The 8,114-nt window shown below is 43.5% G+C and carries 8 protein-coding genes; 3 read left to right on the top strand and 5 right to left on the bottom strand.

The genetic code is table 11. The features are described 5' to 3' along the window. Nucleotides 1-226: 226 nt before the first annotated feature. A complete protein-coding gene (locus F6K37_RS08050; protein ID WP_287249393.1) occupies nt 227-376 on the bottom strand; it encodes a hypothetical protein in 150 nt (49 codons plus the stop codon). Between the two features lie 382 nt (nt 377-758). On the opposite strand from F6K37_RS08050, the gene F6K37_RS08045 reads away from it, so the two are divergent. Both F6K37_RS08045 and F6K37_RS08040 read left to right on the top strand, forming a co-directional pair. Beyond that, nucleotides 759-947, top strand: a complete 189-nt coding sequence (locus tag F6K37_RS08045; RefSeq protein ID WP_131826974.1) for a hypothetical protein — start codon at nt 759-761, stop codon at nt 945-947. Nucleotides 948-1,463: 516 nt separating this feature from the next. Then, a complete protein-coding gene (locus F6K37_RS08040) occupies nt 1,464-2,774 on the top strand; it encodes a YeiH family protein (RefSeq protein ID WP_008189037.1) in 1,311 nt (436 codons plus the stop codon). Between the two features lie 244 nt (nt 2,775-3,018). Here the strand turns inward: F6K37_RS08040 and F6K37_RS08035 are convergent, their stop codons facing one another. The 4 genes from F6K37_RS08035 to tsaB form a co-directional block, all read right to left on the bottom strand. Continuing rightward, nucleotides 3,019-3,594: a Uma2 family endonuclease gene (locus tag F6K37_RS08035; protein ID WP_071103799.1), complete on the bottom strand. Its 576-nt coding sequence runs from the start codon at nt 3,592-3,594 to the stop codon at nt 3,019-3,021. 82 nt (nt 3,595-3,676) lie between these two features. Continuing rightward, nucleotides 3,677-4,672: an endo-1,4-beta-xylanase gene (locus F6K37_RS08030; RefSeq protein WP_287249389.1), complete on the bottom strand. Its 996-nt coding sequence runs from the start codon at nt 4,670-4,672 to the stop codon at nt 3,677-3,679. Then, nucleotides 4,669-5,793, bottom strand: coding sequence for a DNA-processing protein DprA (gene dprA / locus F6K37_RS08025; RefSeq protein WP_287249387.1), 1,125 nt, complete (start codon nt 5,791-5,793; stop codon nt 4,669-4,671). Before dprA ends, F6K37_RS08030 begins: the two co-directional genes overlap by 4 nt. 174 nt (nt 5,794-5,967) lie before the next feature. Beyond that, nucleotides 5,968-6,759, bottom strand: a complete 792-nt coding sequence (gene tsaB, locus F6K37_RS08020) for a tRNA (adenosine(37)-N6)-threonylcarbamoyltransferase complex dimerization subunit type 1 TsaB (protein ID WP_008189047.1) — start codon at nt 6,757-6,759, stop codon at nt 5,968-5,970. Between tsaB and F6K37_RS08015 the strand changes: the two genes are divergently transcribed. Beyond that, the gene (locus F6K37_RS08015) at nt 6,758-8,035 is read left to right on the top strand and encodes a valine--pyruvate transaminase (RefSeq protein WP_008189048.1); all 1,278 of its coding nucleotides are present in this window, start codon (nt 6,758-6,760) and stop codon (nt 8,033-8,035) included. The genes tsaB and F6K37_RS08015 overlap by 2 nt on opposite strands. Nucleotides 8,036-8,114 lie beyond the last annotated feature (79 nt).

Genomic DNA, 8,114 nt, shown 5'->3' with positions numbered 1-8,114 from the left:
TCGTGTCTTCAAACTCCGAGATCCCCCGTTGGTCCCCCTTAAAAAAGGGGGACTTTGAGTATGGCTCCCCCCTTAATAAGGGGGGCTGGGGGGGATCTAATATCTTGCGGAAAACTTTGAAAACACGCCCTAGTCTTAACTACAGGAATTAGACGTAAGCATTCAGCCGTCAGCCGTTGGCCTTTGGCCACGCTACTTGAGGTGCCGTCAGCCGTCAGCCGTTGGCCTATGGCTGATAGCTGAATGCTGAATGCTGATAGCTGAATGCTGATAGCTGAATGCTGAATGCTGAATGCTGATAGCTGAATGCTGAATGCTGAATGCTGAATGCTGAATGCTGATAGCTGAATGCTGAATGCTTACAATTAGACAGCAAATATACCTGTAGTGTTATACTACCTATAGTTTTTTTTGACTAGTTTTGCCTAAGTCCTAAACTAGTTTCATATTTCCTTAAAGCTCTCTTAACAAAACCATTAATTATATTGATAATAACTTGATGCACGTTGTCCGGAACACCTGATAAGATCGTTCTAATCAACGTCAAGATTGTTTTTACAGAAACCTGGAACGGCATAGGAAGCTATAGTTATCAACATTCATTGAGGGGTTTGAGGGAGCTCCTGAATTATATTAGCGCTGTTAGTTCTAACCTCTCGTTGCTAGATAATTGATCAACTACCAATCTAATCAGCCATTAAAGTTAATTCTTGTTTGAACAGTCAGTAGTAACCAAATGTAGTCGAGATAATCTAAAAATGAAAAAAAAACTGGCCAAAATTGTTAATACTGCAGTCACCAGTGTTGCTCTTTGTATTGCGATCGCATGTTACGTTTATAAAGCAGAGGCTGCTCCTGTGTTTCGGAATATTTCCTGGGAAGGAATTAATGGGTTGAGAGTTGAATTTATGTTCAGGTTCGACCAGCAGTTTGTAGTGGGATTTTAAGATAAACCCTCCTAAATAGCCTCAAAAGTAGATCCAGAGCTAGGTAATAGTCCATCAGCAGTATCTCCTTCTCTTGATGCAGTCGCTGCTCCACGTGGGTTTCAGTCATTTTGGTAGCGCCGACGTATTTCCGAGATCTTGCACCATTGTCATTAATCGTAGGCTGGGCAGTGCCTACCAACGCCCTTTGCAAGGTTCATGATCTGTGGTGCACTGCCCACCCTACATGAACCTTGGGTTTCAGTCATTTTGGTAGCGCCGATGTATTTTCCTAGCTCTGCTTCGCTTTTAGGGGATTTCGAGTCTAGAGCCTTTGAAAGTACCACTAGGAGCAATCGTCACCGTTAATAAACTATAGCGCTGTGCCCAGGGAATAGGAAATAGTTACAAAAACAGACCCCGGCGCGGGGAGATGTCCATCTCCCCATCTGCATCTTAGCGTGCTACTTTTATGAATTGGTATTATGTATTGATATTATTTCGGTGGTGGCTTCCAGGGTAAAATAAAATCTACTAATGAGTCAAACAAAATGGTCTAACTTCTACAAATTAGAAGACTGGTGGTCTGTATGGATTGGTCTGCTGTTATTGGGGACGGTGTTTAGTGGCATCATAACCGTTGTGCCAAAGATGCCTAAATGGAAAGGGATAGATTTCTTATCGGCACTCCCCTGGGAATTGTTTCCTAAACTGGCATTGCTCGCCATTGGTTTATGTGCTCTGTTTACCCTTGGCAACCTGGTAATGAAGGGCAAAGAAGGCAGAAACATGATACCAGGCTTTTTGGTTATCTTTCTCTTGTCAGTTTTATCCTATATACTTGGGAATTCACAGACCGCTAAAGCAATTAACCTCGGCTATGCTTTCTGGGCATTGTTGATTGGACTAATCATCAGTAATACGATTGGTACACCAAGGTGGATGATGCCAGCGGTGCGTACTGAATATTACATCAAGACTGGCTTAGTGATTCTCGGTGCAGAAATTCTCTTTAACCGAATTGTCGAATTCGGACCCTATGGTTTAGCGTCCGCTTGGCTGGTTACGCCTATTGTGATCATATTTATGTATCTGTTTGGTACTCGGGTTCTGAAAATGCAGCAGAAATCACTGGTGATGGTAGTCGCCACATCCACATCAGTGTGTGGTGTATCAGCCGCTATTGCAGCAGCAGCAGCCTGTAAGGCTAAGAAAAACGAGTTGACTTTAGCTGTAGGGATGACTCTCATTTTTACTGTTGCCATGATGGTGATCATGCCCTTGTTTGTCAAGGCTGTAGGTATGAATGAATTAGTCAGTGGTGCATGGCTGGGGGGAACCATTGATTCTACTGGCGCAGTTGTCGCTGCTGGTGAAACAGTAGGGGAAATTGCTGGTCAAGCAGCTGCTTTAGTTAAGATGATTCAAAATATGCTGATCGGAGTGATAGCTTTTGCGATCGCTTTATTTTGGGTGTTTTTTATAGAGCGCGAGCCAAATGCTCCTAAACCACAACTGAGGGAATTATGGGTACGTTTGCCCAAGTTTATCTTAGGTTTTATAGCTGCTTCTCTGTTAGTATCCTTTGTTTGTATTCCCTTGATGGGGATGGATACAGTTAAAAACATTCTTAGTCAAACCAAGATCTATCGTGGCTGGCTATTTTGTATCGCATTTTTGTCCATTGGTCTAGACTCGAACTTTCGGGATTTAGGAACACAACTTCAGGGTGGTAAACCCATGATTCTTTATTTGGTAGGGCAGAGTTTTAACATTGTCCTGACTTTGGCTATAGCTTGGCTAATGTTAAGCGGAATTATTTTTCCTATACCGGAGTTAGCACAGTGATAAACACTATCCGAAAATCCCTAATCTTTTTGATTAGTATTTGCTCACTTCCGCTACTACTGTGGTTATTGAATAGCTTGATAGTAGGTGGTTATTTGGGGTCGAGCGTACAGGATATATACGAAAACGAGAGTGATGCTTCAGGAATTTTCTGGACAGATGTAGAGATACTATCTCATGATTAGCCTATTCAACTATAGCAGTTATCTATTGAGTTGGTAACTGCTATGGATAGCAGAATATATCATATAATTTCTGATAAATCTAACGTAAATTCAGGCAAAACATCTTCTCCTGATAATGTTTTCGGAGATTGGATAATTTCTACCTCTTGATTGGGACGATAAATTTCCACAACCTTATTTTGCGGATCAATTAACCATCCTAATCTAGCGCCATTTTCCATATATTCTCGGAGTTTAGCTTGCACCATTTTCAGGGAATCACTGGGAGAACGCAATTCGATCACAAAATCAGGACATAAAGGAACAAATTTATCCTGTTCTTCTGATGTTAACCCTTCCCAACGCTCTCGTTTAACCCAAGACGCATCAGGAGAACGATTTGCTCCATTAGGCAGTTGAAATCCTGTATTAGAGTCAAATGCAACACCAAGTTTCATTTGACTGCTCCACAATTCTAGTTGAGTCGATAGTTTAATATTTCGTCTACCTGTATTTCCTCCCGTAGGTGACATTATGATTAAATCTCCTTCAGAGGTGCGCTCAAATCTTAAATCCCTGTTATCTTGACAAAGCTGAAAAAATTGTTCGTCACTTAAATTAATAGTTAATTCGAGGGTATCAGGTAAATATACCATGTTAATTACCTCCAAAATTATAGAATATTTTTATGAAATAACAAGTACAATTTAAGCTATTTTTACTTTTATTTTTGACTTTTTAAGCCTCAATTTTCAAAACCTCCACCATCGCGTGATAAGCAGCTTTAGGACGATAGGAGTTATCGAAAGGTAGAGGAGAATCTGGTTTACCAAAGAAATCCGGAATCCAGGAATGATGATCTGCAAATTCCCAAGTTAAAAAGGCTGTACAATTGGGAGCCTCTAGACAAACTTGGAGGATATCTCGATATACCTTTGTCTGAGCAGCCACCCGTTCTTCTTGTGTGCCGCTACCATCATGGATTTTTACGTCCATCTCGGTAACCTGAACCTGCAATCCCAACTCACCCAGACGCTTCATGTTTGCTGCTATGTCTTCTGGCTTGGGAGGATTTTGAATACTAACGTGCATCTGAAAGCCAATGCCGTGAATTGGGACATCCCGTTGCCGCAATTCTTTGACCATGGCATAAATTGCATCTGACTTTGCCCCAAGTCCTTCTCCACCGTAGTCATTATAAAACAACGGAACTGTGGGGTCAGCTTCATGAGCCCAGCGAAATGCTAACTCAACGTATTCTGGTCCAATGCCGAGCAACCAAATTGTATCTCGTTTCCTTTGTCCTGCTGAGTCTTGGTCTGCTACCGCTTCATTGACCACATCCCAAGCTGCTAATTGTCCCCGATAGTGACCAACAACAGTATGAATATGTTGTCGCAGGATATGGATTAACTCTTCCGGTGTCCATTGTCCGTGGGTTAGCCACCAAGGCACACTATGATGCCAAACTAGATTATGACCGCGCACCTGCATCTGATTGGCTTTCGCAATGGCCACAAAGTTATCAGCAGCTTCAAAATTATAGTGATGGCGTTGGGGCTGTAGCGCCTCAAACTTCATGATATAAGTTGGTGTCACCATGTTATATTCACGCATCAACACCTCCCGATAACTAGGATCTTCCCGCAACGGTTCCATGGACACTCCCGTTCCAATCGCCAATTTGCGCTTTTGTGCCAACGAACGTAAATTAGTGTTATTTGTATTCATCATTGAGCTATCAATTTTCGATATCGCATGCCTGGTGACTGAGACACTAATCCCATTAGTTCCAACTGTAACAAGGCACTGGATACTGAGCCTGCTTCTAAAGCTGCTTGCTGGACAATGATATCGAATGGGGTTGGTTCAAATGCGATCGCATCCAACACTTTTGCCAATTCTGGCTCTAAGGTCGGTACGGGTAAAGGTTTTTCTATAGCCGAGTGGGGGTCAAGTTCTGGAATAGCTCCCAGCATTTCCAACAAGTGACCTTCACTTAAAATTACATGGGCACCTCGATTTAACAGTCCCAAACAACCGATAGAATTGGGATTATCTAAGGAACCTGGTAGTGCATAGACATCCCGACAGAACTCATTGGCTAGCCTAGCAGTAATTAGCGCTCCGGACTTGTTAGGCGCTTCCATCACTAAAACTGCACGGCTTAAACCAGCAATAATCCGATTCCGTTGGGGAAAGTTGGAGCGTGCGGGTTTGGTACTGGCTGGATACTCGCTGATTACCAATCCCTGCTCTTGAATTTGTTTATAAAGATAACTATTGCTCAAGGGATATACCACATCAAGACCAGTTCCCAAAACTGCTATGGTTCTACCACCCGCTTCCAGACACCCACGATGGGCTTGTGTATCAATTCCCACTGCCATACCGGACACCACTGTAAAACCATGCTTAGCAAGGGTAGCACTGATTTTACGAGTCCAACGTTTACCGTATTCGGTGGGATTGCGGGTACCCACAATACCGACTATCGGCTTGCTACCGTAATTTTCTTGTAGATCAACTAGTCCGCTATAGTATAGCGTTGCGGGAGGACTAGGAATTTCTTGTAACAAGCGGGGATACTCCCCATCCGCTGGTGTCCAGAAACAAGGATTTTTGACCAAGTGTTGCTCAAGTAGCTGTTGCGGATTAGTTTGCCCACGCATTTTCACTACTCTTTCGATCAGCCGCACCCCGAACCCCTCAACTGCTCCTAACTCTGAAGCTGACGCTTTCCAAGCCTCTGCCAGAGTTCCAAACTGTTGGTGTAGCCGTTGGAGCAATACTGATCCGATACCGGGAACTTCTGACCATGCTAGCCAGTACGCACGTTCTTCTTGCTTGGTCAATCGCTTCGCTCCAATTATAAATTATCAATTCAAAATCAAAAAATACCCCATCAATCCAATTATAAATTATCAAAAAAAATTCAAAAATACTCCATAAATTCAATTATAAATTATCAAAAAAATATAATTTTCTTAATTCTTAATTCTTAATTCTTAATTCTTAATTCTTAATTCTTAAACTGGATGCTGTCCATAAAACGGCAGTACTTCTGACCAGTTGGGGCGCTTTCCCTGTTGCCAATCGAGATAAGCAAGTTCCAAGACACCCCTAGCATAACTCCCTAAATTGGCCGGAGCCTCTAGCAATCGTAATGGTGTTTCTAAGGTATCCAAAACTTGTTTCCATTGATCTGAAGTCATGACAGCATCTGGTAAAATCTTCCTCAGCCCCAAACCAGCTATTGATGGCTGATAGATGGCGGTATACAGCTGACCCCGTTGGGCAGGCATTTGAATAGCAATCTGAGTGCTTAGTGATAAGTTTTGAGTGCTAATTGCTGATTGCTGATTGCTGATTGCTGATCCCGAGTTGTCTTGATACATAGCTCCCTCTTCCCCCTCTTTCCCCTCTTCCCCTAACCAGGCGATCGCTGCCAGTGTAGAAATGCCAAACAGGGGAATATCTAACTGTTGTGCTAGGGTACGAGCAGTAACTATACCGATACGGGTACTCGTAAAGCTACCTGGTCCAATAGCTACCGCAATGAATTCTAAGTTTTCCCAACTTTGGGAATTCAGAAATTCAGTCAAGTGCTGATGCAATTGGGCAGACAACTCTCGCCCTAAGTCCCAAGTTTGGCAGCGGGTATCCTTGGCAAAGTTACTGATCACCAGCCCCAGTTGAGGACTAGTGGTGTGAAGGGCAAGAGCATATTTGTTTGGTTCGAGAATCGGCATTTTGGTATGATTTTCGATTGGAGAAGCTTGATCAAGTATCCTCAAAGCCAAAAGGTTATCACTATCCATGGATCCTACCCTGACTCAAATTGGGACTCAGATGTCCAAACTGACTGGTGTCCGAGCGATTATGAAAGATATTATCGAAACCCTACGAGCTGGTCAGGGACAAGATTGGATTAATCTCAGTGCAGGGAATCCAGTGATTTTGCCAGAAGTCGAGCAACTTTGGCGCGATTGTACGGCACAACTGTTGGCTAGCTCAGACTACGGTGAGGTGATTTGCCGCTATGGGTCATCTCAAGGATACCAGCCTCTGATCGATGCGATCGCAAAGGATTTCAATCAACGCTACGGTCTTTCCCTAAGCGATCGCCATATCCTGATTACTCCCGGTTCTCAATCCATTTACTTCTACGCCGCTAACGTTTTTGGTGGCTACACCAGCAGCGGCCAACTCAAACAAGTTGTCTTGCCCCTTTCTCCAGAATACACTGGCTATGGAGGAGTAAGCTTGACTCCAGAAGCAGTATATGCATACAAACCTACTCTGGAAATTAATCACGAGCAACACCGCTTTAAGTATCGCCCTGATTTCAGCCAATTAAAGATTAGCCAAGAGACTGGCTGTGTAATTGTTTCCCGTCCCTGTAATCCCACTGGCAATGTTATCACCGATGAAGAAGTAATCAAAATTGCCGAAATAGCTACACCATTCAATGTGCCAGTGTTGATTGACGCAGCTTATGCTCCACCGTTTCCAGCACTGAACTTTACCGAAATGACACCAGTCTTTCGAGACAATATCATCCACTGTCTGAGTTTATCAAAAGCTGGACTACCAGGGGAACGGGTTGGTGTAGCCATTGGAAATCCCAAGCTAATTAGCATTTTGGAATCCTTCCAGACCAATCTTTGTATTCATTCGTCCCGCTATGGACAAGCTATTGCCGCAAAAGCGATCGCATCTGGAGCACTCCCCGAGATTGCCACTAATGTGATTCGCCCCCACTACCAGAAAAAGTTTGTGACCCTTGAACTTACATTAGACAAATCTATGCCCAAAGACTTGCCTTGGTTCTTGCATCGGGGTGAAGGAGCTATCTTTGCTTGGTTGTGGTTACAGGATTTGCCAATTACCGACTGGGAACTGTACCAAAAGTTGAAGCAGGTGGGTGTGATTGTTGTGCCTGGGAGTACATTTTTCCCCGGCTTACGAGAAGACTGGTCTCACCAGCAACAGTGCATTCGCATCAGCCTTACCGCTACTGAAGAAGAAATTGAAATTGCCATGCAGCGTTTAGCAACATTGGTCGAGGAAGTCTATCGGATTGGGTCAGGTTAGTGTTTCCGTTGGAGATAGTGTTTCCGTTGGAGATGTTGTGATCATCTAACAGCGTTCCATAGTACTTGTTCGGTGAGTA

This window comes from Moorena sp. SIO4E2 (assembly GCF_010671945.1).
Classification (GTDB): domain Bacteria; phylum Cyanobacteriota; class Cyanobacteriia; order Cyanobacteriales; family Coleofasciculaceae; genus Moorena; species Moorena producens.
The sequence above is the reverse complement of the archived record's forward strand: the minus strand, read 5'-3'. Positions and strand labels throughout refer to the sequence as shown.